The sequence below is a fragment of the Aliidongia sp. genome (assembly GCF_035943795.1).
Taxonomy (GTDB): Bacteria; Pseudomonadota; Alphaproteobacteria; order ATCC43930; family CGMCC-115725; genus Aliidongia.
On the sequence record NZ_DASZBY010000008.1, the window covers coordinates 26,255 to 49,079 of the forward strand.

Here is a 22,825-nt window from a genome sequence, read left to right on the forward strand (position 1 = left end):
CTCTTCTTGGGATTCTCAAGCCATTACCGCCCGTATTTGTGGCCGACCAGCCAGTTGGCCCCGGCGGTCAGCAGCAGGGTGATCAGGATCAGGACGAAGCCGAGGCTGGCGCCGAACGGCCAGTTGGCGCGTTGCAGCACTTGATCGGCGACGACCGGCGCCATCATTTGGAAGCTGGGACCGCCCAGCAGGACCGGGGTCGCATAGGCGTTCATCGACAGGATGAAGGACAGGACGCCGGCCGCCAGCAGGCCGGGCAAGGCCAGCGGCAGGGTGACCAGGCGCCAGGTCTCGAACGGTGTGGCGCCGAGGCTGAGCGCCGCCTCCTCCGCCCGGCGATCGATGCCCTCGATCACGCTGGACAGAGTGAGCACGACATAGGACAGGTTGACCGACACGATGCCGATGATGACGGCGGTCGGGGTGAACATGATGTCGAGCGGCGCATCGATCAGGCCCAGCGCACCCAACAGCCCGTTGATGAGCCCCTGGCGGCTGAAAGCCACCATCCAGCCGGCGGCCCGCACAGCATTGCCTGCGAACAGCGGCAGTACGACGGCCAGCAGCAGCAGGCCCTTATGTCGGCTTTGGGTCCGCGCCAGGAACTGCGCCACCGGCCAGCCGACGATCAGGGTCAAGATCGTCACGCTGATCGACACGGTGAGGGTCAGGCCCAGCACATGGCGGTAGTACGGGTCGGTCGCGAGCGTCACGTAATTATCGGCCGTGAACGCCTCGACCATGAATTTTCCCGGCACGAAGCTGTTGAAGCTGTAGCGCAGCATCAGCAGCATCGGCAGGGCCAGGAAGACGAGCACGAGCAGGCTCGCGGGGGCCATCGCCCCCACGCGCCGCCATGCCGTCGCGCGGGCTGCGAGCGAGCTCAGGCCTTGAACTCCTTGTCCCACCAATCCTTGAGGGCGCCGTCGTTCTTGGCGAGATAGTCCTGGTCCTGGTTGATGTAGGTGACGTCCGCCGGGAAATCGATGCGGGCCTTGAGGTCGGCGGGAATGTCGACGTTGTTGACCGTCGGATTATAGCCCATGCCGCGGGCGAACTGGACCTGGGCCGATGGCTCCAGCAGCCCGTTCAGCCAGGCATAGGCGCCGTCCTTGTTGCGCGCGTTCTTGGCCATCACCTGGTCGGAGACGTAGAGCACGATGCCTTCCTTGGGGTTGGCCATCTCGATCGGAATGCCGGCGTTCTGCCACATGACCCCACGAGCCTTCCACATGATGCACATCCAGACCTCTTCGGTCTTGAGTGCCGACGCCATCGCCTCGTTGGTCGGGTAGATCTTGACGCCGGCCTTCTTCAGCTCCAGCAGCTTCGCCTTGCCAGGCTCGTAGTTCGACATGGTACCGCCGGAGATCATCGCGGCCGACTCGATGGTCGTCTGGTACTGGATGTCGATCACGCCGACCTTGCCGGCATAGGCCGGGTTCCACAGGTCGGCGTAGCTGGTGGGCTTGTCCTTCACGAACTTCGGGTTATAGAGGATGACCCGGCCGGTATAGATGTGCGGCACGGAATAGGGCGTGCGCAGCTTGTCGATCACATGGCTGAAATTCGGCATCTTCTTCAGGTCGAGCTCGGCCAGCGTATCGTTCTTCCACATTTCGTAGCTGCCGGAATGGGTCAGCGCCACCACGTCCATCGAGCCGCGCGGCAGCGGATGCTCGGCCAGCAGCTTGGTCTTGCGCGCAGTATCGAGGCCGCTGTCGAACACGATCTGATAGCCGATCGGCGCCATGATCGGCTGGGCGATATATTGATCCATCAGGTTCTGGTAGTCGCCGCCCCAGGTGCCGACGACGACCGGTCCGCCGGCCGCCTGGGCCTTGCCGACGAGGGCCGGTCCCAGCCCCGCGAGGGTTGCCCCCGCCCCCATGCCTTGGACGAAACGACGCCGTGTGATGCTTGCCGCCATGTTCAGCACTCCCGTTGGTTCTTGGGCTCAGGCCCCCGCCACACCCTCCGCACCGAGGCCGACGACGGCCTCCGGCGGAATTCCGACCCCGATTTCCCGACCCGGCTCGACCCCATCGAGCCAGCCGCCGCTCGCCTGTTCGACCACCAGCCGATCGCCGCCGGCCAGTTCGAGCGCCACCTCGGCGATCGGTCCCAGATAGGTCACCAGCGCCACACGGGCCGGCACCATGGCCGCGCCGGCCGTCGGCGCCAGGGTGATCGACTCCGGCCGGATCAGCACGGTCGCGGCCCGGTCGAGCGGCCGCGCTGCCGCCAGGGTCCAGCCGTTGCGGGTGGTGAAACTGTGGCCGGTGCCGGTGCCTTCCAGGAAATTGCCGCGGCCGATGAAGCTCGCGACGAAGCGGCTCGCGGGCTCGCGATAGAGCTGCTGGGGCGAGCCGATCTGTTCGACCCGGCCGGCATGCATCACCACCAGCCGGTCGCCCAGGCTCATCGCCTCGTCCTGGTCGTGGGTCACCAGAATGGTCGTGATGCCCAGCAGGCGCTGCAGTGCCTTCAGTTCCTGCCGCACTTCCAGGCGCAGTTTGGCGTCGAGCGCCGACAGCGGCTCGTCGAGCAGCAGGATGTCCGGCTCGATCACCAGGGCGCGCGCGATCGCGACGCGCTGCTGTTGCCCGCCGGACAGCTGTTTCGACGACCGGTCGGCAAACCCGTCGAGCCGGACCAGGCCCAGGGCGCGGGCGACCCGGGTCCTGATCTCCGCCTCCGGACGCTTGCGGCGCCGCAGGCCGAACGCGACGTTCTCGAACACCGAGAGGTGCGGAAACAGCGCGTAATTCTGGAAGACGACGCCGATGTTGCGCCGGTGCGGCGGATCGCGCGTGATGTCGCGGCCACTCAGCGAGACGCTGCCCTGGCTCGCCTCGACGAAGCCCGCGATCATGCGCAGCGTCGTGGTCTTGCCGCAGCCGGATGGGCCGAGCAGCACCAGGAACTCGCCCTGGGCCACGGTCAGCGACAGGGCGTCGACCGCGGCATGGTCGCCGTAGAGCTTGGTCAGTCGATCGAGGACGAGAGCGGTCATCGCCTCAGATCACCCGCGCCAGGCCGACGATCCGGTCGGTCGCGACCAGCCCGGCCCCGATCAACAGCACCTGCAGGGTCGAGACCGCGGCGATGGTCGGATCGGCTTTCCATTCGAGGTACTGCAGGATCGCGATCGGCAAGGTCGTTTCTCCAGGGGCTACCAGGAACAATGAGATTTCGAGATTGCCGAAGCTGACTACGAAGGCGAACAGCGCCGCCGCGATCAAGCCGGGCCAGATCAGCGGCAAGGTGACCCGCAGGATGACCACCCAGGCGCGCGCGCCGAGGCTGGCCGCCGCCTCCTCGATCGCCGGATCGAGCCCGACCAGGTTGGCGGTCAGCAGCCGGATGCACCACGGGATGGTCAGCAGCACGTGGGCGCCGACCAGTCCCGGCGCGGAACCGGACAAGGGCACGTCGGTCGCGATTTCGATCTGGATGAAGAAGATGTAGAGCGCGGCCCCGATCACGATCGCCGGCACGATGAGCGGCGCCATCAGGAAATTCAGCAGCGCCTCGCGGCCGGGAAACCGTCCCCGCACCAGCACCAGGCTCGCCGGCAGGCTGACCGCGAGTCCGACGGCGGTCGCGAGCACGGCGACCTCCAGGCTGAGGCCGAAACCGTCGACGAATTCCCGCTTGGCGACGAGAGACGTGTACCAGCGCAGCGAATAGCCATCGGGCGGCAGCGACAGGATCTCGTTCGAAAAGAAGCTGAGCCACAGCACGAGCAGGATCGGCAGCAGCAGAAAGCCGAACCCGGCCCAGACGGCGGCGCCATAGGCAAGCCGTCCGAGCCGTTCGTGAAGCTGCGTGCCCCGGACCATGAGCGATCGGCCTTAGGCGGCGAGCCGGTTCTTGTAGAACCGTCCGCCCTTCATGATCGCCGACAGATGGGCGCCCTGGTCCTGGAACAGGCCCAGGTCTTTGGTCGGGTCGCCATCGACCACCAGCAGATCGGCATAGGCACCCGGCACCAACTCGCCCAATTCGCCCTCGCGCTGCAGCAGCTTCGCATTCACGATCGTCGCCGACTGGATGATCTCGAACGCCGGCATCACTTCGCTGCGGATCAGAAACTCGCGCGACTGGTCGTCCTGCAACTGGCCCAGCAGGTCGCTGCCGTAGCAGATCGGCACGCCGGTCTTGCGACACATGTCGAGCGAGCGCAGGCCCGCCTCCAGCACCACGTCGTTCTTTGCGAGGCTATAGTCGGTCAGGCCGAAATCCCGTCCGCGCCGCTTCATGGCGTCATAGGCTACGAGAGTCGGCACCAGAAAGGCGCCCTTCTCCTTCATCAGGTCGACCGCTTCCTGGTCCATCAGGTTGCCGTGTTCGATCGAACGTACGCCCTGGCCGACCGCGCGCTTCACCGCTTCGGCCGAATAGGCGTGGGCGCAGACGTAGGAGCCCCAATGCTGCGCTTCCTCGACGGCCGCCGCGATTTCGTCCAGGCGGAACTGCAGGCTGTCGAGCGGGTCGGCCTGGGAGGCGACACCGCCGGACACCATGATCTTGATCTGGTTGGCGCCCTTGCGCAGTTCGTCGCGCACCGCCTTGATCATGTCCGGCACGCCGTCGACGATACGGGTCGTGTAGCTGAGGCCCGAACAGCAGGCGCATTCGATCTCGGTCTGGGTCCGCTGGCGGAAATCGCCGTGGCCGCCGGTCTGGCTGATCGCCATGCCCGAGATGAACAGGCGCGGGCCATCGACCAGCCCGGTGTCGGACGCAACCTGCATGCCCCAGTCGCCGCCGGCCGTGTCGCGGACCGAGGTGAAGCCGCGCATCAGCATGTCGCGCATCAACACGCCCGCCTTGGCCGCGAGCAGGGTCAGCGGCACGCCAGCCAGATGCTGGATGTTCACTTCCGACAGGAAGATATGGATATGGGCGTCGATCAGGCCCGGCATCAGCACCTTGCCATCCAGGTCGACCCGCTGGGCCGAGGCCGATTTGATCGGCGTGTCGCTGACCTCCTTGATCCGGTCGCCTTCGACCAGCAATTCGATCCCGTCCTTGATCACGCCCGAGCGCACGTCGAGAAACCGACCGCCGGTGAACAGAAAACTACCCATGCCCCAAGCCCCTCGCCCATCGTGAATTCGGTCAGCCCCGTCCGTCACCCCGGACGATGCTGCCGCAGGAACGCCAGCAGATCCTCGCCGGCACTGTGCACGTGCCGACGCAGCAGATCGCCCGCTTCCTGGGCATTGCCGAGCCGGCATAGCTTCATCAATTGAGCATGTTCGGTCCGCGCCCGCTCGACGCCGCTGGTCAGCACCAGCTGCAGCCGCGTGTAGCGATCGGTGTTCCCAAGCAAACTTTGGACCAGACTGAGCGAGCGGCTGCGTCCGGACGGCCGATACAGCGTCAGGTGGAATGTGGAGTTCATCTCGCCCCAGGCATGGACGTCGGGACCGTTCAGCGCATGCTCGTAACTGAGCAGGATACGATCGGCGGCGGCCAGGTCGGCCTCGGTCATCCTCGGAATGGCGCGCGCCAGCAGATCTGGTTCCAGCAGCGCGCGCAGATCGAACAGCTCCGCGATCTCGTCCAGCGACAGGGACGAAACGACGGCGCCGCGGTGAGCATGCAGCGTCACCAGCCCCTCGGCCTCCAGCTGCCGGAACGCCTCGCGAATCGGAATGCGGCTGATGCCCAGTTCGGCGGCCAGCGCGTCCTGGCGCAGATTCTCGCCCTCGGCATAGTCGCCGGCCAGGATGCGTTCGCGGATCGCGTCGGCCGCGGCCTCGGTCACCGTCTGGCGCTTCAGGAGCCCGCCTCGCTCGCGCGGTACCGTCGCCGTCACTGCCACGCCCGTCGCCTCCGGTCATCGGTGATCCTGAGCAGGACCATAACAGGTCGATCGTCATTTTGTAAGATTGGATAAAATATGCCAATTGCAGGATTGGATAAAATATGCGATACGCAGTCATCCTTTCCATTCAACCATCACGGCGGGCGACAGATCATGGTGAAGCAGGTTACTTGGGCGGGCGTATTCCCGGCGGTCACCACGCAGTTCCACGCGGACGACAGCATCGATTTCCCGGCGACCCAGAAGGTCGTGCGTGCGCTGATCGACGATGGCGTCGACGGCCTGATCGCCTGCGGATCGGTCGGTGAGAATTCGGCCCTGAGCGCCGGCGAGAAGCGGGAAGTCGTCGCCGCCATCAAGGAAGCGGCGGGAGGCCGGGTACCGGTCATCACCGGCGTCGCCGAGAATTCCACGCGCCTCGCCGAGGTCTATGCCCGCGATGTCGAGAATCTCGGCGCCGACGGGCTGATGCTGATGCCCCCGATGGTCTATTCGGCCAGCCCGCGCGAGATCGTGTCGTTCTTCAAGACCGTAGCGGCCGCCTCCGACCTGCCGATCATGATCTACAACAATCCGCCGGCCTACCGGAACGACGTGACCCCGGCCATGGTCCGGGAACTGAGCGACGTCGATACGATCGTCGCCATCAAGGAATCCTCGGGCGACACGCGCCGCTTCGTCGACCTGCAGAACCTCAACGGCGACCGGTTCCAGCTGTTCTGCGGCCTGGACGACGTGATCCTGGAGACCGGCACGCTGGGCGCGGTCGGCTGGATCTCCGGCCTGTCCAACGTGTTCCCTCGGGAATGCCACCAGCTGTTTACCCTGGTGCGCGCCGGCCGGGCCCAGGAAGCCATGCCGCTCTATCGTTGGCTGATGCCGCTGCTGCATCTCGATGCGCGTGCCGATCTCGTGCAATGCATCAAGCTGTGCGAGCAGATCATGGGCCGCGGTTCGGAGCGCACGCGCGCCCCGCGCCTGATGCTGGAAGGCGCCGAGCGCGCTTTCGTCGAGGGCCTGATGAAGACCGCGCTGGCGACCCGGCACCAGGTGGCGGAGGCGGCCTGATGCCGGCGTTCGGCGGCGTGCCGGAGGGTCGGCACACCTTCTCCTGCCTCGACGGCCATACCTGCGGCAACCCGGTCCGCCTGGTCACGGGCGGCGGGCCGCATCTCAGGGGCGCCACCATGAGCGAGCGGCGCCAGGATTTCCTGGCGCGCTTCGACTGGGTGCGGCGCGCCCTGATGTTCGAGCCGCGCGGCCATGACGTGATGTCCGGCTCTATCCTCTACCCGCCGACCCGGGACGATTGCGACATCGCGATCCTGTTCATCGAAGTGTCCGGCTGCCTGCCGATGTGCGGCCACGGCACCATCGGCACGGTCACCATGGCGCTCGAAAACGGCCTGGTCACGCCGGAGACCGAGGGCACGGTGCGGCTCGATGCGCCGGCCGGCCCGGTGACTGCGACCTATGTGCGCAACGGCGCCCATGTCGACAGCGTACGGATCCGCAACGTGCCGTCGTTCCTCGCGTTCTCGGACGTGACGATCGAGGTCGAGGGCCTGGGCGAGTTGGTCGTCGACGTCGCCTATGGCGGTAATTTCTACGCGATCATCGAGCCGCAGAAGAACTATGCCGGCATCGACGCGCTGGGTGCCGACGGCATCCTGGGCCTGAGCCCGAAAGTCCGGGTCGCGATCAACCAGGCGGTCGATGCGGTCCATCCGCTGGATCCGACCATTCGCGGCATCGGCCACGTGCAATGGACCGACAAGCCGCGCGATGGCCGCGCCCATGGCCGCAACGCGGTCTATTATGGCGACAAGGCGATCGACCGCTCGCCCTGCGGCACCGGCACCTCGGCGCGTATGGCCCAGCTTGCTGCCCGCGGACGGCTGTCGGTCGGTCAGGATTTCGTCCATGAAAGCATCATCGGCACCCTGTTCGAGGGCCGGGTCGAGGCCGCCGAGCGGGTCGGCACGCTGGATGCGATCGTGCCCAGCATTTCCGGCTGGGCGCGCCAGCACGGCATCAACACGATCTTCGTCGATAGCCGGGATCCCCTTGCCGGCGGCTTCCAGCTCAGCTGAAATAGCCCGATGAACCAACAGATCGCGATCGTCGGCGCCGGGATCATCGGCATGAGCGCCGCCCGTGCCCTGCAACGGGCCGGCACGGCCGTTACCGTCTACGACCCCGAGGAGCCGGGCGCGGTCTGTTCGTTCGGCAATGCCGGCAACATCGCGATCGACCATGTCCGGCCGCTTGCGCGGCTCGACGTGCTCGCGACGGTGCCGCGCATGCTGGCCGACCCGCTGGCGCCGCTCTGTCTCAAATTTGCCGGCCTGCCGCACGCCTGGCCATGGCTATGGCGCGCCGCCGTCGCCGCCCGGCCGGCCCAGGAGCGACGTGGGACGCGCGCATTGGGAGCGTTGCTGGGTGCGGCGCGCGCCGCCTGGGACGACGAGATCAAGCTGTCCGGGTTGGAAAGCCTGTTCCACACGGAAGGCGCGCTGGTCGTCTATGAAAAAGCGGGGAGTCTTGCGGCCACTGCCGCGGATGCCGCGATCCTGCGCGAGCACGGCGTCCGGGTCGACATGCTGTCGGCCGACGAAATCAACCAGCGGGTCCCGGGCCTGGCCCAACAGGCGGCCGGCGGACGCTTTTATCCCGATGCGGCCCACACGGTCGATCCCCGCGGAATCGTGACCCATCTGGCCGAACGCTTCGTGGCCGAGGGCGGCACGATCCGGCGCGAGAAGGTCACCGGCTTCCTGCTGGCCGAGGGCCGGGTCGCCGGCGTCCAGACGGCGCAGCGCGCCGAGACGGTGGACGCCGTCGTGCTCGCGACCGGCCTCGCCTCGCGTCCGCTGGCCGAGCAACTGGGCGCCCGCACGCCGATCAGCGGCGAGCGCGGCTACCATGTCGTGCTGGAGAACGGTCCGCCGCTCGACCTGTCGGTCACGTTTGCCGAGCGCGGCTTCATCGCAACGCCCATGAACATGGGCGTGCGCCTGGCCGGGACGGTCGAGCTGGGCGCCGGCACGGCACCCGACTGGCGCCGTGCCGAGGCGTTGCTGCATCACATGCGGGCACTCTACGGTCGGTCGGACCTGCGCGAGGCCAGCCGATGGACCGGCGACAGGCCGACGCTGCCCGACTATCTGCCGATGCTGGGGGCCAGCCCGCTCGCCCGCAACGCGGTCTTCGCGTTCGGCCATCAGCATATCGGCCTGACGCTCGCGGCCATCACCGGCCGCCTGGTGCGCGACCTGGTGCTGGAACGGCCGGTCGAGATCGACCTCCGGGCCTGCCGCACCGACCGCTTCGGCCGGGTCTGATGCCGCGGCGCTAGCGACGATTCAGGAACAGGCCGAACACCAGTCCGACGGCACCGGCGGCCAGGAGAGCGGCAAGCGAGCGGCTGCCGATCAGGTCCCGGGCGCTGTCCGTCGCTTCGCCATAGCGCTGCTGCACCGTGCCGCCGAACTCGCGGACCTTGCCGCGCACTTCGGTCCTGGTATCACCCGCCAGCGCTCCGACCGAGCTTTCCACGCGTCCCGCAACCCGCTTGGCTGCACCGATGACCGTATTGTCTTCCATGTCGGTTCTCCCTTGGTTGAGCCATCCCAACCGCCGAGGCGCCGGACGGTTCCGACCGTCGGCCTCACAGGAAGCTCGCGACCGCCTCCAGGTGATGAGCCTCGCAGCCCAGCTTTTCGACGATGCGGGCACGATGGCAATGATGCCAGTCGGCCTCGTAGCACAGCAGGCAGCATCGTTCCGCCGAGGCCCGGGCGGCGACCTCCTCGAGCGCCTCGCCGGCCGCTTCGGTCGCCAGTTGCTCGTCGACGATGCGCCAAAACGTCGCCTGGTCGCCGGCGTGGTGGGCGGTCCTGCCCTCCTTCGGCGTGCCGAGCGGCTTCAGGTGAACGTAGCCGATGCCGGCCGCCAGCAGCGAAGCCGCAAGGCTGCTCTTGGAAAAGCCGGCGCGGCGCGACTGCGGCCGGTCGCGCACATCGAGCACGGTCTTGACCCCCGCCCGCTGCAGCGCCCCGATCACGTCGCTCTGCGCCGCCTTCTCGTACCCGATCGTCCAGATTTCCATCGATCCCGAAACCTCGCGCAATTGACACCGGCATCCGAAAATGCGACGGGTGGGTCCTGCCACTGATCCTCGTGGGAGAGACCGGAGAGCCCCAAAAGGGCCAGCCGGCGCCGAAGGAGCAACCGCCCCGGAAACTCTCAGGCAAACGGACCGCGAGGGGAAGGCGACTCTGGAAAGCAGGTTCCGATTCATTCGGGGCCTCACCGACGAGGTAAGCCGCGGGGAAACCCGTGAGCCAATCTTTCAGGTTCCCAGGACAGAGGGGGCGCGGATCGTGTTCGCACGGTCTTTACGCGACCACCCTGTCTTCGAGCCGAGGATCCATGAGCGCCATCCCGACAGAACCATCCCTGAAGCGTGTGCCGCTCCATGGTCTCCACGCCGAACTGGGCGCGAAGTTCGTGCCCTTCGCCGGCTACGAGATGCCGGTGCAATACAAGCTGGGGGTGCTGGGCGAACACCTGCACACCCGCACCAAGGCCGGCCTGTTCGACGTGTCGCACATGGGCCAGCTGCGCCTGCGCGGCGCAAACCCCGCTGCATCGCTCGAAACGCTGGTGCCGGGCGACATCCAGGCGCTGAAGCCCTGGCGGACCCGCTACACCCTGCTGACCAACGACCAGGGCGGCGTGCTGGACGACCTGATGGTGACCAACCTCGAGGATCACCTGTTCCTGATCGTCAACGCCGCGACCAAGGACGCCGACATCGCCCACCTGACGGCGCGGCTCGCAGGCGAGGCGGCCGTCGAGCCCCTGCCCGACCGCGCGCTGCTGGCACTGCAGGGACCGGCCGCGGCGAGCGTGCTGTCGCGCTTCGCCCCTTCGATCGGCGGCATGGCGTTCATGACCGCGGCGAACATCAGCTTCGACGGCATCCCCTGCTTCGTCACCCGGTCGGGCTACACCGGCGAGGATGGCTACGAGATCTCGGTTCCCGGTGCCGAGGCGGAGCGTTTCGCGCGCCTGTTGCTGGCGCACGAGGAGGTCGCCGCGATCGGCCTCGGCGCCCGCGACTCGCTGCGGCTCGAGGCCGGCCTGTGCCTTTACGGCCATGACATCGACGAGACCACGACCGTGATCGAGGCCGATCTGGCCTGGGCCGTCGGCAAGCGTCGACGGGCCGACGGTGGTTTCCCGGGTGCCGCGATCATTCAGCGGCAGTTGGCCGAGGGTGCGCCGCGCCGCCGCGTCGGCATCCTGCCCGAAGGCAAGGCACCGGCTCGCGAGCATACCGAGATCACCGACGGCACGACCAGGATCGGTGAGATCACCTCCGGCGGCTTCGGCCCGAGTCAGGGCGGCCCGGTCGCCATGGGCTATGTCGACGCGAAACATGCCGCCATCGGCACCGCGATCACGCTGGTCGTGCGCGGCGTCGCCCGCCCGGCCCAGGTCGTGGCCCTGCCCTTCGTTCCCCATCGCTATTTCCGCGGCTGATGCCCCGATCCCAAGGAGTTCCGAGATGAGCACGATCCACTATACCAAGAGCCACGAATGGATCCGGGTCGACGGCGACACCGCGACCGTCGGCATCACCGCCCATGCCGCCGAAGCGCTGGGCGATGTCGTCTATGTCGAGGTTCCGGCCGCCGGCAAGGCGCTGTCGAAGGGCAAGGAGGCCGCCGTCGTCGAGTCGGTCAAGGCCGCAAGCGAGGTCTATGCGCCGGTCTCCGGCACGGTCACCGAGGGCAACCCGGCGCTCGCCGACGATCCGGCGCTGGTCAACAAGGACGCCATGGGCGACGGCTGGTTCTTCAAGCTGACCGTCAGCGACCAGAGCGAACTCGCCGACCTGCTCGATCAGGCCGCCTACGACGCCCTGGTCGCGGAGAGCCACTGATGCGCTATCTTCCGCTGACGGACGTCGAGCGGCAGGACATGCTCGCCACCATCGGCGTGCCCTCGGTCGACGCGCTGTTCTGCGACGTGCCGAAGGCCGCTTGGCGCGACAAGCCGTTCGACCTGCCGCCGCACCAGGGCGAGCTCCAGGTCGAGCGCGCGCTCGCCAAGCTCGCCGCGCAGAACGTGCCGGCCGGATCGGTGCCGAGCTTCCTCGGCGCCGGCGTCTATCGCCATCACGTGCCGGCGACGGTCGATCACATCATCCAGCGCGGCGAGTTCATGACCTCGTACACGCCGTACCAGCCGGAAGTGACCCAGGGCACGCTGCAGTATCTGTTCGAATTCCAGACCCAGGTAGCGCTGATCACCGGCATGGATGTCGCGAACGCGTCCATGTACGACGGCGCCAGCGCCACCGCCGAGGCGGTCATGATGGCGAACCGGGTCACCAGGCGCACCAGGGCCGTCATCTCGGGCGGCCTGCATCCGCATTACCGCGAGACCACCGCGACCCACGCCCATTTTGCCGGCTTCACCATCGAGCAGGCCGCGCCGAACCCGTCGGTGGACGAGGATCTGGCCGCGTCGATCGACGACAAGACCTCCTGCGTCGTCGTGCAGAATCCGGATTTCTTCGGACGGGTCCGTGATTACTCGGCCCTGGCCGAGGCGGCGCACGCCAAGGGCGCGCTGCTGGTCGTGGTAGTGAACGAGATCGTGTCGCTGGGCGCCATCACGCCGCCGGGTGAGATGGGTGCCGACATCGTCGCGGCGGAAGGCCAGTCGATCGGCAATCCGCTGACCTTCGGCGGTCCGCATGTCGGCCTGTTCGCGACGCGCGACAAGTACGTCCGCCAGATGCCGGGCCGCCTGGTCGGCCAGACCGTCGATGCCGACGGCAGGCGCGGCTGGGTGCTGACCCTCTCGACCCGCGAGCAGCACATCCGCCGCGAGAAGGCCACCAGCAACATCTGCACGAACGCGGGCCTCTGTGCGCTCGCCTTCACCATCCACATGTCCCTGCTGGGCGAGACCGGGTTCGTAGGCTTGGCGGCGCTCAACCACGCCCATGCCTCGCTGCTCGCCGACAAGCTGGCGGCGGTGCCGGGCGTGACATTGCTGAACGACGGCTTCTTCAACGAGTTCACGCTCGCCTTGCCGAAGCCCGCGGCCGGCGTGGTCGAGGCGTTGGTCCGCACGGGCGTCCTGGCCGGCGTGCCGGTCTCCCGGCTCTATCCCGACCGGCCCGAACTGGCAAACCTGCTGCTCGTTGCCGCGACGGAAACCAATACCGAGGCGGACATGGACGAGTTCGCCGCCAAGCTCCAAGAGGTGCTGTGATGAACGAATGGAGCAAGGCGATCAGCAATTTCACGACCGACAAGTTGGGCGTGAGCGGGACCTACAGCGGCCATCGCGGCCTGCAGATCGAGGAACCGCTGCTGTTCGAGCGCGACAGCGAAGGCCGCTGCGGCGTCGATCTGCCGGAGCTGCCCAAGGCGAAGAACCGGCTCGGTGCTCACGCCCGCAAGGGCCGGATCGGCCTGCCCGGCATCTCCGAGCCGGAGATCGTGCGCCACTTCACGCGCCTGTCGCAGAAGAACTACGCGATCGACACCGGTCTCTATCCGCTGGGTTCGTGCACCATGAAGCACAATCCGCGGCTGAACGAAAAGATGGCGCGGCTTGCGGGCTTCGCCGACATCCATCCGCTGCAGCCGGTCTCGACCGTGCAGGGCGCCTTGGCGGTGATCGACCAGCTGGCCTATTGGCTGAAGGTCCTGACCGGCATGCCGGCGGTCGCCATGAGCCCCGCGGCGGGCGCCCATGGCGAGCTGTGCGGCATGATGGCGATCCGTGCCGCCCATGACGCCAGGGGCGAGACGCGCAACAAGGTGCTGGTCGCCGAGTCGGCCCACGGCACCAACCCCGCGACCGCGGCCGCCTGCGGCTTCACGGTCGAGGCGGTGCCGGCCAACGCGCGCGGCCGGGTCGATCTGGCCGCGATGAAGGCCCAGTTGGGTCCCGACGTGGCCGCGGTCATGCTGACCAACCCGAACACCTGTGGCCTGTTCGAGACCGAGATCCGCGAGATCGCCGACGCGGTCCATGCGGCCGGCGCCTATTTCTACTGCGACGGCGCCAACTTCAACGCCATCGTCGGCCGTGTCCGCCCGGCCGATCTCGGCGTCGACGTCATGCACATCAACCTGCACAAGACCTTCTCGACCCCGCACGGCGGCGGCGGCCCGGGTGCCGGTCCGGTCGTGCTGGCGGCGGCGCTCGCCCCGTTCGCGCCGCTGCCCTGGGTCGTCCATGGCAAGAACGGCTTCGAAGTGCTTGAAAAGGCCGAGGGTGACGCCGCGCAGGCGTTCGGCCGCCTAAAGGGTTTCCATGGCCAGATGGGCATGTTCGTGCGCGCTCTCGCCTACATGATGAGCCACGGCGCCGACGGGTTGCGCCAGGTCGCCAGCGATGCCGTGCTGAACGCGAACTACATCCTGGCCAGCCTGAAAGACGACATGAGCGCGCCGTTCGAGGGGCCGTGCATGCACGAAGCCCTGTTCGACGACCGTTTCCTCAAGGACACCGGCGTCACCACGCTCGACATCGCCAAGGCGCTGATCGACGAGGGCTTCCATCCCATGACCATGTATTTCCCGCTCGTCGTGCACGGGGCCCTGCTGATCGAGCCGACCGAGACCGAGAGCAAGGCGACGCTCGACCGGTTCATCGGCGTGCTGAAGGCGCTGGCGGCCGAAGCCAAGGAGGGCAAGGTCGAGAAGTTCCGTGCGGCACCGACCCTGACGCCGCGTCGCCGCCTGGACGAGACCGGTGCGGCCCGCCAGCCGATCCTGCGCTGGACCCCGCCCAAGGAGCCCGTGCGCGACACCGCCGAATAGCCTGCGCGGCCTCGCAATACGGCCCGTCCTCCCAGTCGGAGGACGGGCCGTATTTTTTTCGCGGAGATGGTACAGTGGCGCGCTTCCCGTCACGGCAGGTATGCCCATTGCACGCGAGTGCCCGAATGCCCAGAGAGCTGCGCCAGATCATGTTCGGGCCGCCGGAAATCATGACGGCGATCATGGAATATCACCGCCGCCGATCGCTCACCCTGCCGCGCGGCACGGCCGTCCGATGCCAGATCCTGGACGAACCGACCTTGTCGGCCATCATGTTCATCCAGACCGACGGCCTGGCGATGACCGAATTATCCGTGGATGCAGAGACCTTGGCGGCGGCATTGATCCTCTACTGCATCAACCGGAAGATCCCATTGCCGGCCGAGGCCGAAAAGCGGCTGCGCAAGCTGGGTGACGACCGGGTCGCCCTGTTCATGATCAAGCCGCCGCGCTGAATGCGGGAAATCACCCGCTGCGGTAGAAAATCTTCCAGGCAGGCGGGGATGGTCCGGCTGCCGGGCGCGTAACATCCGCATCCCATGGACCACGGAGGATTCCGGCCATGATGCAGATGTTCTTGAGCGAACTGTGCGACCTCGGCGCGTTCGCCGTTGTCGCCGTCTATATTTCGTCGGTCGGTGAAAGCCGGCGCGGCAAGCGCCGCTGTGGCCGCTGAGCACCCCGCTTCGAAACCGCTCGCCCCCAAGCACCTTCCCCGCTAGACTGACGGCTTCCTTCCCCGGGGATTGGAGACCGGCATGCATGCCCAATGGCTCGGCAAGTTCGCGATCGGCTCGGCCGCCTTCGGCGCCGCGGCAGCGGCTGTGCTCGTCCTGGCAGCGGCCAGCGCCCCGACCCTCGAAGCGAAGCTTGGCATCCTCGGCGTCGAGCTGTCCTTGTCGATCGGCGACGCGCCGTCGACCGGCACACCCGCCTATCTCGAAGCCAGCATGCTGCGCAAGAACCAGGACGACCGCATGAGCGGTGTCGCCCTGCGGGTTGCCAAGTCCGGCGGCCTGCGCGCACCGGCGGCCGCACCCGCCCCCGACACGTCGGTCAATCGCGCGGCAGCGACGGCCACGCAGGCTCCAGCCGAGCCCCGCTGCGCAATCTGAGACGCTGCCGCCGTCAGGCTTCGCCTCTCAAAAGGAAGCTGCCTTCCATCATCCCGACGCAATGACCGCCGACGCGAATGGTGTCGACGACCCCACGCCGCTTTGACGCGCGGGCGACCAGCAAGCTGGGGCGCCCCATGTCGACGCCCTGGACGATGCGGTACGTCGCATCGAAGTCCGATTCGGAGCCAAGCTCCGCCAGCAATCCGCTGAGGGCCGCCGCAGCGCTGCCCGTGGCTGGGTCCTCCGGGATGCCGTCGAGCGGCGAGAACATGCGGGCGTCGAGATTCACCGTCGCGCCGTCCGCTTCCCCGTCCTTCGTATAGAGGTAGATACAGTCGGCCCCGTCGAGCGGCAGCAGATCTTCATGGGCGGACAGATCAGACTTGGCGCGGCGCAGCGCCGTGCGCGAGGCGATCTCGACCACCAAGAACGGCAGGCCGACCGACACGACCTGCGGCGGATGTCCAACCGTGCGAATGTCCGAAGGCACCAGGGACAGGCAGGCCGCAGCCTCTGCCGGCGTCACTTGCGAGCGCCGCGAAAGCCGCTCGGGCGCTGTCAGCTCGGCGCCGACGATGTGATCGCCCTCGCGCAGCAGCCGAACCGGCACCAGTCCCGCCGCCTCTTCGAAAACCAAGCGCTCCGGCAGCGTCGAGACGTCCTGGGCCTGCCGCGCCAGCACGAAAGCGGTGCCGACGTTCGGATGTCCCGCGAACGGCACTTCGGTGCGGGGCGTGAAGATCCGAACCTTCGCGGTGTGCGCCGGATCATCCGGCGGCAGCACGAACGTCGTTTCGGAATAGTTGAATTCGGACGCGACGGCCTGCATCTGCGCCGTCGAAAGACCCCCGGCATCGAGCACGACGGCCAGCGGATTGCCGCCGAACGGCCGGTCGGTGAAGACGTCGACGGTGACGTAGCGGCGGCGCATGATCGCTCAGCGCACCCAGTCGACGATATGGCCGGGCAGGTCCTCTTCCTCGATCTCCTCCTCGGAGATCACCCGGTACCGCACCGACATGCCGGCGCGGTGGACCGAATCCCGCTTGCCGCTGACCAGCGGATGCCAATCGGGCAGATCCTTGCCCTCCGCGACCAGCCGATAGGCACAGGTGGACGGCATGAAGGCCAAGGCGGCGATATTGTCGGGCGTGACCTTGACGCAGTCGGGTACCAGGAACGAGCGGTCCTTGTAACGGCTGCAGCGGCAGCTGTGGGTGTCGAGCAGATGGCACACGACGTCGGTGAACAGGATCTCGTCGGTATCCTCGTCCTGCAGCTTGATCGTGCAGCATTTGCCGCAGCCGTCGCAGAGCGACTCCCACTCCGCGGCGTTCAGGTCCGCCATCGGCTTCGCACGCCAGAAGGGTTCGCCGCTCATTCCAATCCCCGGTCTCGTCGTCGTTCGGATAAACCCGCGTTCCCATAGGCCGTTTCGACGTCCGCGCCAAGCGACGCGTGCGCGGGCTGCCATGCATCGGCTATGGTCGGCCGGACACGTGAAGCGGGACTGAAGAAGGGGCAGGGTTTGGGACGGATCTTGCGCAACGTCGGCGCGCTGCTGTTCGGCGTCAGCATCCTGCTGCTCGGCGCCGGCCTGTTCCAGACGTTCCTCAGCCTGCGCATGGCGTTCGAGCAGTTCGGCGCGCTGACGATCGGCGCGATCCTCGCCGCCTATTTCGCGGGTTTCATGGCCGGGTCGACCCTCGCCGGCAGGGTCGTGCGCCGGGTCGGCTATATTCGCGCCTTCGCGATCTTCTCGGCCCTGCTGTCTTCCTCGGTGCTGTTCCAGGCACTGATCGTCGACCCGATCGTGTGGGCAGCCCTGCGTGCCTGCGGCGGCTTCGCCATCGCCGGCCTGTTCCTCGTGACGGAGAGTTGGCTCAACCATCGGTCCGACGAGGCGACGCGCGGCCAGGTGCTGGCGCTCTATGTCATGGTCGAGCAGGTCGCGACCGGCCTCGGCCAGTATCTGATCGACCTGTTGCCGACCGGCGGCACCGGCAGTTTCATCCTGACCGCAGGCCTGTTCGTCCTGGCGCTGATCCCCGTCGCCGCGACCAATGCGGAGGCGCCGCTGCCGGCCGCCCATTCCACCCTGTCGATCGGCCGCCTGTTCCGCATCACGCCGCTGGGCGTGCTGGGCTCGCTGTTCGCCGGGTTGATCAACAGCGCCTTTTCCGGCCTGGCGCCGATCTATGCCCAGGGCATCGGGTTGTCGACCGGCTTCATTTCCATCTTCATGAGCATCACGATCCTGGGCGCCCTGATCTTCCAGCTGCCGGTCGGGCGCCTGTCGGACCGGTTCGACCGCCGCAGCGTGCTGCTGATCATCATCATCAGCCTGACCGCCGTGTCGGGCGTGCTGTCGGTCGCGGACGGCTTCGGCATCTGGGCGCTGCTGGCGTTGGCCCTGGTGTTCGGTGGGTTCAGCCAGGTGATCTATCCGGTGACCGCGGCGCATGCGAACGACTATGTCGAGGAAGCAGACCGGGTGGCCGCCGCCGGTGCCCTGCTGCTCGCCTACGGTATCGGCGCCACCATCGGGCCGCTGCTGGGCTCGGTGCTCATGGACTGGCTGGGGCCGGTCGGCCTGTTCGTCTATATCACGATCATTTCGGCGGCGTTGGCCGGGGTCGTCGCCGTGCGCATGGTCGCGCGCGACGCGCGACCGGCCCATCTGCAGACCCGCTTCCAGCTCGTCTCCAGCTCGACTCCGGCGGCGGCCGAGCTCGACCCCCGCACCCATCCCAGAAAGGCGCCTTCCCCATGACCGAGATCACCATCCGCGGCTATGATGGCGCCGATCTGGAAGCTGCCATCGATCTGTTCCTGCTCCCGAAATGCATCTGGGGCACCCTGAGGCTGCCCCACGATTCGCGCGACGCCATCCGCAAGCGGCTGGAATCGATCGATCCGAGCCGCCATCGCCTCGTGGCCGTCGCCGACGGCCGGGTCGTGGGCCTGCTGTCCCTGCATCGCGGCGAGGGGCGCCGCGCCCACGCCGGCGAGATCGCGCTACTGGTCCATGACGATTTCCACGGACGCGGCATCGGGCGGAAACTGACGGAAGCCTGCATCGATCTCGCTGAGAATTGGCTTGGCCTGACCCGGATCGAACTGGGCGTGTTCGTCGACAATGCGCCCGCCATCGCGCTCTACGGCAAATGCGGCTTCGAGATCGAAGGCACCGAACGGCGATGGGCGTTGCGCGGCGGCGTGCTGGTCGATGCCCATCGCATGGCACGCGTGAAGCCGTGACCCTTGTCGGATTGCTGGATTTCGGCGATTTTCCGGTCCCGTCATGATGCGCCGCCGCCGTTCCATCCGATGATCCTGACCCCGATCGCGCCCCAAGCGCTCGACCTGGTGCTGGCGGCGTTCGAGCGGACGCTGAGCGGCGCGCCCTTGGAAATTTCCGTGTTCCGGCGCATCGCTGCCAGCCGCGCCGCGGAAGGCGGCCCGGTCGCGGTCTGGCACGCCGATGCGGTGGCGCTGGCGGACCGTTTCGCCATGCGCCCCTTGCCCGAAGCGCCGCAACAGGCGTTCAGCTGGGACGGCGCCCGGGTCCGCACCGACAGCGAACCGGCGGTGCTGGTCCATGAGGTCGCGCACTATCAGATCGCGGCTCCATCGCGCCGGTTCCTGCCGGATTTCGGCCTGGGTGCCGGGCCGGAGACCGGGCTGGTCGAAATCGCCGATGCGGCACGCGCCGCCGATGCGGCGACGCGCGAGACCGAAGAGGCGATGGCCTCGCTGCTGGGGATCCTGTGGGAGGTCGAACTGGGCCAGCCGGCGATCCTGGCCTTCCAGGAGCAGAACTGGCTCGAGGGTGCCGGCCGGCCCGGCACTGCCGCGTTCTTTCGCGCGACGCTCGGCCGGCTTGCCGATGCCGGGCTGATCGACGGAGACGGCCGGCCGACCTATGCGGTGCGGATCGCGCCGGAACTCTGACCCGCGAGCGTCGGGAAACCGAGGTAGAGCTGCGCGTGACTGCCGCCGTGGTTCGCCATGCCCGGCTTCGTCAGGCAACCGCGCGGCGCGGCATAGCTGTGGATCGTACGCTTGGGCGCCTCGTGCCAGCCGATGTTGAAGGCGCCGAGCTTCGGAAAGAATTGCAGTCCGCTATATGGCAGCTGGTCGTGGATCCACCAGGCCATCGCCTGCCATGGCGTGCCCGCCGCCATCCGGTCGACCAGCCACGGCAGGGCGATGCAGGCGACCGCACCCATCCTGCCCTGCGCATCGCGGCGGTCCCAGATATGCCGGGAGTAGTTGCGCTCGTTCGACGCGCAATTGAAGCCCTGGGCGTTGCCATAGGCGTTCACCGCGGCGGAGCGGTAGGCCGATCGGATCGCGACGCGCCCGAACGTGGCCTGCAGCGGCTCCAGGATCTCCCCGCACAGCCGCGTCCCGGCCGCGATGGCGAGTTGCGGGTCGTCGGGCAGGTTCGCAATCCCGCACACGTCGGCGATCTCGCTGTGCAGAAAATCGCGCATGAAGAACGACGCGGACAGCCGAACCCGGCCGAACGCCTCGGCACCACGAACCGTCTTCGGTGCCCTCATGGCCTGGCGGCGGGCGCCGGCGGGGGATAGAGGATCATCTGGGTGCAGCGGAACAGGGCGACCGTCTTGCCGGTCGTCTCGCTCTTCACCTCCGCGTCCCACAATTGCGTCGTGCGGCCACCATGGACCATGCGGGCCTCGCACCGCACCCCGCCCTCGCGCGCCGTGCCGACGAAATTCGCCTTGAGCTCGATGGTGGTGAAGCTGGTGGCGCCGTCCGGCAGGCTGCCGAGACAGCCGAAGCCGCAGGCCGAGTCGGCCAGGGCCACGACCGTCGCGGCGTGCAGATAGCCGTTCGGCGCCAGGTGGTGCTGCAGAACGTCGAACCGGCCGTGCACCCATCCCGGTTTCGCATCGACCCATTCGAGCCCCAGCAGCCCAGGAAGGTAACCTTCCTGGCGGGACGTAAAGCGCGCGGCGAACTCACTCATGAGAAAGCTCCGATGGGGTGGTCAGACGTGCCCGACCAGCACCTGGCCCACGAACTTGGCGATCGCCTCGCCGATCTCGTCCGGCGAATCCTCCTGCAGGAAATGGGCGCCCTCGACGGTGACCTCCTGCTGGTTGGGCCAGGCTCGACAATATTCCCGCTGGGCCCCGATCAGGAAGCCCGCCGGATCGCCGTTGATGAACAATTTCGGGATCGGGCTGGTCGACAGCCAGCGGGCATAGGTATCCACGATCGCGACCACGTCGGCCGGCTCGCCGGCGATCGGCAATTCGCGGGACCAGGTCAGCATCGGCTGACGCGAGGGGCCGGGCGTCACGAACGGTCGGCGATAGACCTCCATCGCCTCCGCCGAAATGCCGCGCAGCGGCAGCAGATATTCGATGAACAGGTTCTTCTGCAGGATCAGGTCTTCGCCGGCCGCCGTGCGCTGGCCCTGGAAGAACGCCTTGGTCGTCTCCGGCCACTCGTCCCACGACAGGAACGGCCGGACGATGCCTTCCATATAGGCGATGGCCTTGACCCGCTCGGGGTGGCGCTGGGCCCACGAGAAGCCCAAGGCAGAACCCCAATCGTGGACGACCAGGATGACGTTCTCGGTCAGGCCCATGGCGTCGAACCAGGCATCCAGGTAACGCGCATGATCGACGAAGCGATAGGACCCGTCCGGCGCCTTGCCCGAATGGCCCATGCCGACATAGTCGGGCGCCAGGCACCGGCCGAGCGGCAGCAGATGCGGAATGATGTTCCGCCACAGGTAGGACGGTGTGGGGTTGCCATGCAGGAAGACGATCGGATCGCCCTCGCCGACATCGACATAGGCCATGGTGCTATCGAGCACCGACACGAACTTTCGGTAGGTGGCGTCTTCCGTCGAAATGAGAGGATGCGTCATTTGGAAACTCCGCTGTAGAACTCTGAGCGCCGCTCGGGACGCTGTGCCTCCTCCGATGAGTAGGAGCAGGACGGCGGGAGATGGCGGTACTTAACGATCGGACCGTCTCTCGCCGTATGCTCATTGAAATGGGCGCCGGACGCGGCTATGACAAAGCAGATATTTTGTCGGTTTCGATTTAGATAAACTAAATCTTCTCCCGCAAGCCGAGGAAGGGTTGGACGCCTCCTTGAGACTTTTGCTACTTGCCTTTGTCCTCTGTGTCCCCATCGGTTTAGGAGCGACCTGGATCGCGGGTTCGACGATGATCCGAGGGCGCCCGTCCGCGGTCACCTCGGCCGAACGACCGGCGCAGGATGTCGCCATCGAAACGCGCGATGGCCTGTTGATTGCTGGGACCTTCCGGCCCGGACGCACCGACCGATCGCCGGCTGTTCTCTTGCTGCACGGGCTCGGCGCGTCGCGGAGCGCCACCGCACCGAATGCGGCATGGCTGGCGGGCCTGGGCTACGCGACCTTGACAATCGACTTCCGGGGACATGGGCAATCGGCCATGGCGGCACGCAGCTTCGGATTGAACGAAGCGATGGACGCGCGCGCAGCCCTCGCCTGGCTGAAGCACCGGCAACATGGTGGCCATGTGGGTGTGATCGGCATATCGCTCGGCGGTGCAGCCAGCCTGATCGGAGTTGATGGACCGATCCCGGCCGACGCTCTGGTACTCCAGGCGGTCTATCCGGACATCCGGCGCGCCATCCGGAACCGCATCGCCGATCGTCTGGGAAAAGGGCCGGCATATCTTCTCGAACCGCTGCTCAGCTTCCAGGCACCGATCCGCTTCGGAGTCTCACCGTCAGGACTGTCGCCCTTGGAAGCGCTGGCGCGATACGCCGGCCCCGTGCTGGTCATCGGAGGAATGCAGGACCGCTCCACGCTGCCGGAAGAAACTCGATCGATGTTCGAAGCCGTCCAAGGCAAGCGGGAGCTATGGCTCGTCGCCGACGGTGATCACGGCGCCATCTGCGCGCTCGCGGACGTGCCATATCGCAGCCACGTTGAAGCGTTCATGCGGCAGACGATCGGACCCCCCGACTAGCGG

The 22,825-nt window shown here is 67.3% G+C and carries 26 protein-coding genes and 2 riboswitches; of the genes, 13 read left to right on the plus strand and 13 right to left on the minus strand.

Annotated elements, in window-relative coordinates; genetic code table 11:
• Window positions 1–23: 23 nt before the first annotated feature.
• The 6 genes from VGV37_RS01390 to VGV37_RS01415 are packed head-to-tail and all read right to left on the minus strand — an operon-like array spanning window position 24 to window position 5,836.
• A complete protein-coding gene (locus tag VGV37_RS01390) occupies window positions 24–839 on the minus strand; it encodes an ABC transporter permease (protein ID WP_326877812.1) in 816 nt (271 codons plus the stop codon).
• Between the two features lie 44 nt (window positions 840–883).
• Complete coding sequence (locus tag VGV37_RS01395) at window positions 884–1,930, minus strand: ABC transporter substrate-binding protein (RefSeq protein WP_326877813.1); 1,047 nt, start codon at window positions 1,928–1,930, stop codon at window positions 884–886.
• A gap of 27 nt (window positions 1,931–1,957) precedes the next feature.
• Window positions 1,958–3,016, minus strand: coding sequence for an ABC transporter ATP-binding protein (locus VGV37_RS01400; protein ID WP_326877814.1), 1,059 nt, complete (start codon window positions 3,014–3,016; stop codon window positions 1,958–1,960).
• 4 nt (window positions 3,017–3,020) lie between these two features.
• Complete coding sequence (locus VGV37_RS01405; RefSeq protein WP_326877815.1) at window positions 3,021–3,845, minus strand: ABC transporter permease; 825 nt, start codon at window positions 3,843–3,845, stop codon at window positions 3,021–3,023.
• A 12-nt stretch (window positions 3,846–3,857) separates the two neighbouring features.
• Window positions 3,858–5,096 (minus strand): metal-dependent hydrolase family protein, encoded by a 1,239-nt coding sequence (locus tag VGV37_RS01410; protein WP_326877816.1) that lies wholly within the window; start codon window positions 5,094–5,096, stop codon window positions 3,858–3,860.
• A gap of 44 nt (window positions 5,097–5,140) precedes the next feature.
• Entirely contained in the window at window positions 5,141–5,836 is a 696-nt protein-coding gene (locus VGV37_RS01415) for a GntR family transcriptional regulator (RefSeq protein ID WP_326877817.1), read from the minus strand.
• Between the two features lie 156 nt (window positions 5,837–5,992).
• Here VGV37_RS01415 and VGV37_RS01420 point away from each other — a divergent pair, with 156 nt between their 5' ends.
• The 3 genes from VGV37_RS01420 to VGV37_RS01430 are packed head-to-tail and all read left to right on the plus strand — an operon-like array spanning window position 5,993 to window position 9,183.
• Window positions 5,993–6,907, plus strand: coding sequence for a dihydrodipicolinate synthase family protein (locus VGV37_RS01420; RefSeq protein ID WP_326877818.1), 915 nt, complete (start codon window positions 5,993–5,995; stop codon window positions 6,905–6,907).
• Window positions 6,907–7,932, plus strand: a complete 1,026-nt coding sequence (locus tag VGV37_RS01425; protein ID WP_326877819.1) for a 4-hydroxyproline epimerase — start codon at window positions 6,907–6,909, stop codon at window positions 7,930–7,932. Before VGV37_RS01420 ends, VGV37_RS01425 begins: the two co-directional genes overlap by 1 nt.
• Before the next feature lie 9 nt (window positions 7,933–7,941).
• The gene (locus VGV37_RS01430; RefSeq protein ID WP_326877820.1) at window positions 7,942–9,183 is read left to right on the plus strand and encodes an NAD(P)/FAD-dependent oxidoreductase; all 1,242 of its coding nucleotides are present in this window, start codon (window positions 7,942–7,944) and stop codon (window positions 9,181–9,183) included.
• A 10-nt stretch (window positions 9,184–9,193) separates the two neighbouring features.
• On the opposite strand, the gene VGV37_RS01435 is transcribed toward VGV37_RS01430, so the two are convergent.
• Both VGV37_RS01435 and VGV37_RS01440 read right to left on the minus strand, forming a co-directional pair.
• On the minus strand, window positions 9,194–9,445 hold the full coding sequence (locus VGV37_RS01435; RefSeq protein WP_326877821.1) for a CsbD family protein: 252 nt from the start codon (window positions 9,443–9,445) through the stop codon (window positions 9,194–9,196).
• 64 nt (window positions 9,446–9,509) lie between these two features.
• Window positions 9,510–9,950 (minus strand): DUF488 domain-containing protein, encoded by a 441-nt coding sequence (locus VGV37_RS01440; RefSeq protein WP_326877822.1) that lies wholly within the window; start codon window positions 9,948–9,950, stop codon window positions 9,510–9,512.
• Between the two features lie 62 nt (window positions 9,951–10,012).
• Window positions 10,013–10,113: riboswitch (glycine riboswitch) on the plus strand.
• Between the two features lie 4 nt (window positions 10,114–10,117).
• Window positions 10,118–10,212: riboswitch (glycine riboswitch) on the plus strand.
• A gap of 61 nt (window positions 10,213–10,273) precedes the next feature.
• Here VGV37_RS01440 and gcvT point away from each other — a divergent pair.
• From gcvT to VGV37_RS01470, 6 genes are all read left to right on the plus strand, one after another.
• A complete protein-coding gene (gene gcvT / locus VGV37_RS01445) occupies window positions 10,274–11,389 on the plus strand; it encodes a glycine cleavage system aminomethyltransferase GcvT (RefSeq protein ID WP_326877823.1) in 1,116 nt (371 codons plus the stop codon).
• 25 nt (window positions 11,390–11,414) lie between these two features.
• Complete coding sequence (gcvH, locus tag VGV37_RS01450) at window positions 11,415–11,792, plus strand: glycine cleavage system protein GcvH (RefSeq protein ID WP_326877824.1); 378 nt, start codon at window positions 11,415–11,417, stop codon at window positions 11,790–11,792.
• On the plus strand, window positions 11,792–13,135 hold the full coding sequence (gcvPA, locus tag VGV37_RS01455; protein ID WP_326877825.1) for an aminomethyl-transferring glycine dehydrogenase subunit GcvPA: 1,344 nt from the start codon (window positions 11,792–11,794) through the stop codon (window positions 13,133–13,135). Before gcvH ends, gcvPA begins: the two co-directional genes overlap by 1 nt.
• Complete coding sequence (gene gcvPB, locus VGV37_RS01460; RefSeq protein ID WP_326877826.1) at window positions 13,135–14,697, plus strand: aminomethyl-transferring glycine dehydrogenase subunit GcvPB; 1,563 nt, start codon at window positions 13,135–13,137, stop codon at window positions 14,695–14,697. The genes gcvPA and gcvPB overlap by 1 nt, the downstream gene beginning before the upstream one ends.
• A 125-nt stretch (window positions 14,698–14,822) precedes the next feature.
• On the plus strand, window positions 14,823–15,152 hold the full coding sequence (locus VGV37_RS01465) for a hypothetical protein (protein ID WP_326877827.1): 330 nt from the start codon (window positions 14,823–14,825) through the stop codon (window positions 15,150–15,152).
• Window positions 15,153–15,455: 303 nt separating this feature from the next.
• Window positions 15,456–15,812 (plus strand): hypothetical protein, encoded by a 357-nt coding sequence (locus VGV37_RS01470; protein ID WP_326877828.1) that lies wholly within the window; start codon window positions 15,456–15,458, stop codon window positions 15,810–15,812.
• Between the two features lie 13 nt (window positions 15,813–15,825).
• Here VGV37_RS01470 and VGV37_RS01475 read toward each other — a convergent pair whose 3' ends face one another.
• Together VGV37_RS01475 and VGV37_RS01480 are read right to left on the minus strand one after the other, a co-directional pair.
• Entirely contained in the window at window positions 15,826–16,746 is a 921-nt protein-coding gene (locus VGV37_RS01475) for a PhzF family phenazine biosynthesis protein (RefSeq protein ID WP_326877829.1), read from the minus strand.
• A gap of 6 nt (window positions 16,747–16,752) precedes the next feature.
• Window positions 16,753–17,196, minus strand: a complete 444-nt coding sequence (locus VGV37_RS01480; protein ID WP_326877830.1) for a YcgN family cysteine cluster protein — start codon at window positions 17,194–17,196, stop codon at window positions 16,753–16,755.
• 147 nt (window positions 17,197–17,343) lie between these two features.
• Between VGV37_RS01480 and VGV37_RS01485 the strand changes: the two genes are divergently transcribed.
• The 3 genes from VGV37_RS01485 (at window position 17,344) to VGV37_RS01495 (ending at window position 19,769) form a co-directional block, all read left to right on the plus strand.
• Window positions 17,344–18,588, plus strand: a complete 1,245-nt coding sequence (locus VGV37_RS01485) for an MFS transporter (protein WP_326877831.1) — start codon at window positions 17,344–17,346, stop codon at window positions 18,586–18,588.
• On the plus strand, window positions 18,585–19,076 hold the full coding sequence (locus VGV37_RS01490; RefSeq protein ID WP_326877832.1) for a GNAT family N-acetyltransferase: 492 nt from the start codon (window positions 18,585–18,587) through the stop codon (window positions 19,074–19,076). Before VGV37_RS01485 ends, VGV37_RS01490 begins: the two co-directional genes overlap by 4 nt.
• 69 nt (window positions 19,077–19,145) lie before the next feature.
• Window positions 19,146–19,769 carry a hypothetical protein gene (locus VGV37_RS01495; RefSeq protein ID WP_326877833.1) on the plus strand — a complete coding sequence of 208 codons (624 nt, stop codon included), beginning with the start codon at window positions 19,146–19,148 and terminating at the stop codon, window positions 19,767–19,769.
• On the opposite strand, the gene VGV37_RS01500 is transcribed toward VGV37_RS01495, so the two are convergent.
• Genes VGV37_RS01500 through VGV37_RS01510 form a run of 3 tightly spaced genes read right to left on the minus strand, consistent with a single transcriptional unit; the run spans window position 19,739 to window position 21,726 of the window.
• Window positions 19,739–20,383 carry a hypothetical protein gene (locus VGV37_RS01500; protein ID WP_326877834.1) on the minus strand — a complete coding sequence of 215 codons (645 nt, stop codon included), beginning with the start codon at window positions 20,381–20,383 and terminating at the stop codon, window positions 19,739–19,741. The genes VGV37_RS01495 and VGV37_RS01500 overlap by 31 nt on opposite strands.
• Window positions 20,380–20,814, minus strand: a complete 435-nt coding sequence (locus VGV37_RS01505) for a PaaI family thioesterase (RefSeq protein WP_326877835.1) — start codon at window positions 20,812–20,814, stop codon at window positions 20,380–20,382. Before VGV37_RS01505 ends, VGV37_RS01500 begins: the two co-directional genes overlap by 4 nt.
• 21 nt (window positions 20,815–20,835) lie before the next feature.
• Complete coding sequence (locus VGV37_RS01510; protein ID WP_326877836.1) at window positions 20,836–21,726, minus strand: haloalkane dehalogenase; 891 nt, start codon at window positions 21,724–21,726, stop codon at window positions 20,836–20,838.
• 217 nt (window positions 21,727–21,943) lie between these two features.
• Here VGV37_RS01510 and VGV37_RS01515 point away from each other — a divergent pair, with 217 nt between their 5' ends.
• Window positions 21,944–22,822 carry an alpha/beta hydrolase gene (locus VGV37_RS01515; protein ID WP_326877837.1) on the plus strand — a complete coding sequence of 293 codons (879 nt, stop codon included), beginning with the start codon at window positions 21,944–21,946 and terminating at the stop codon, window positions 22,820–22,822.
• The last annotated feature ends 3 nt before the right edge of the window (window positions 22,823–22,825 follow it).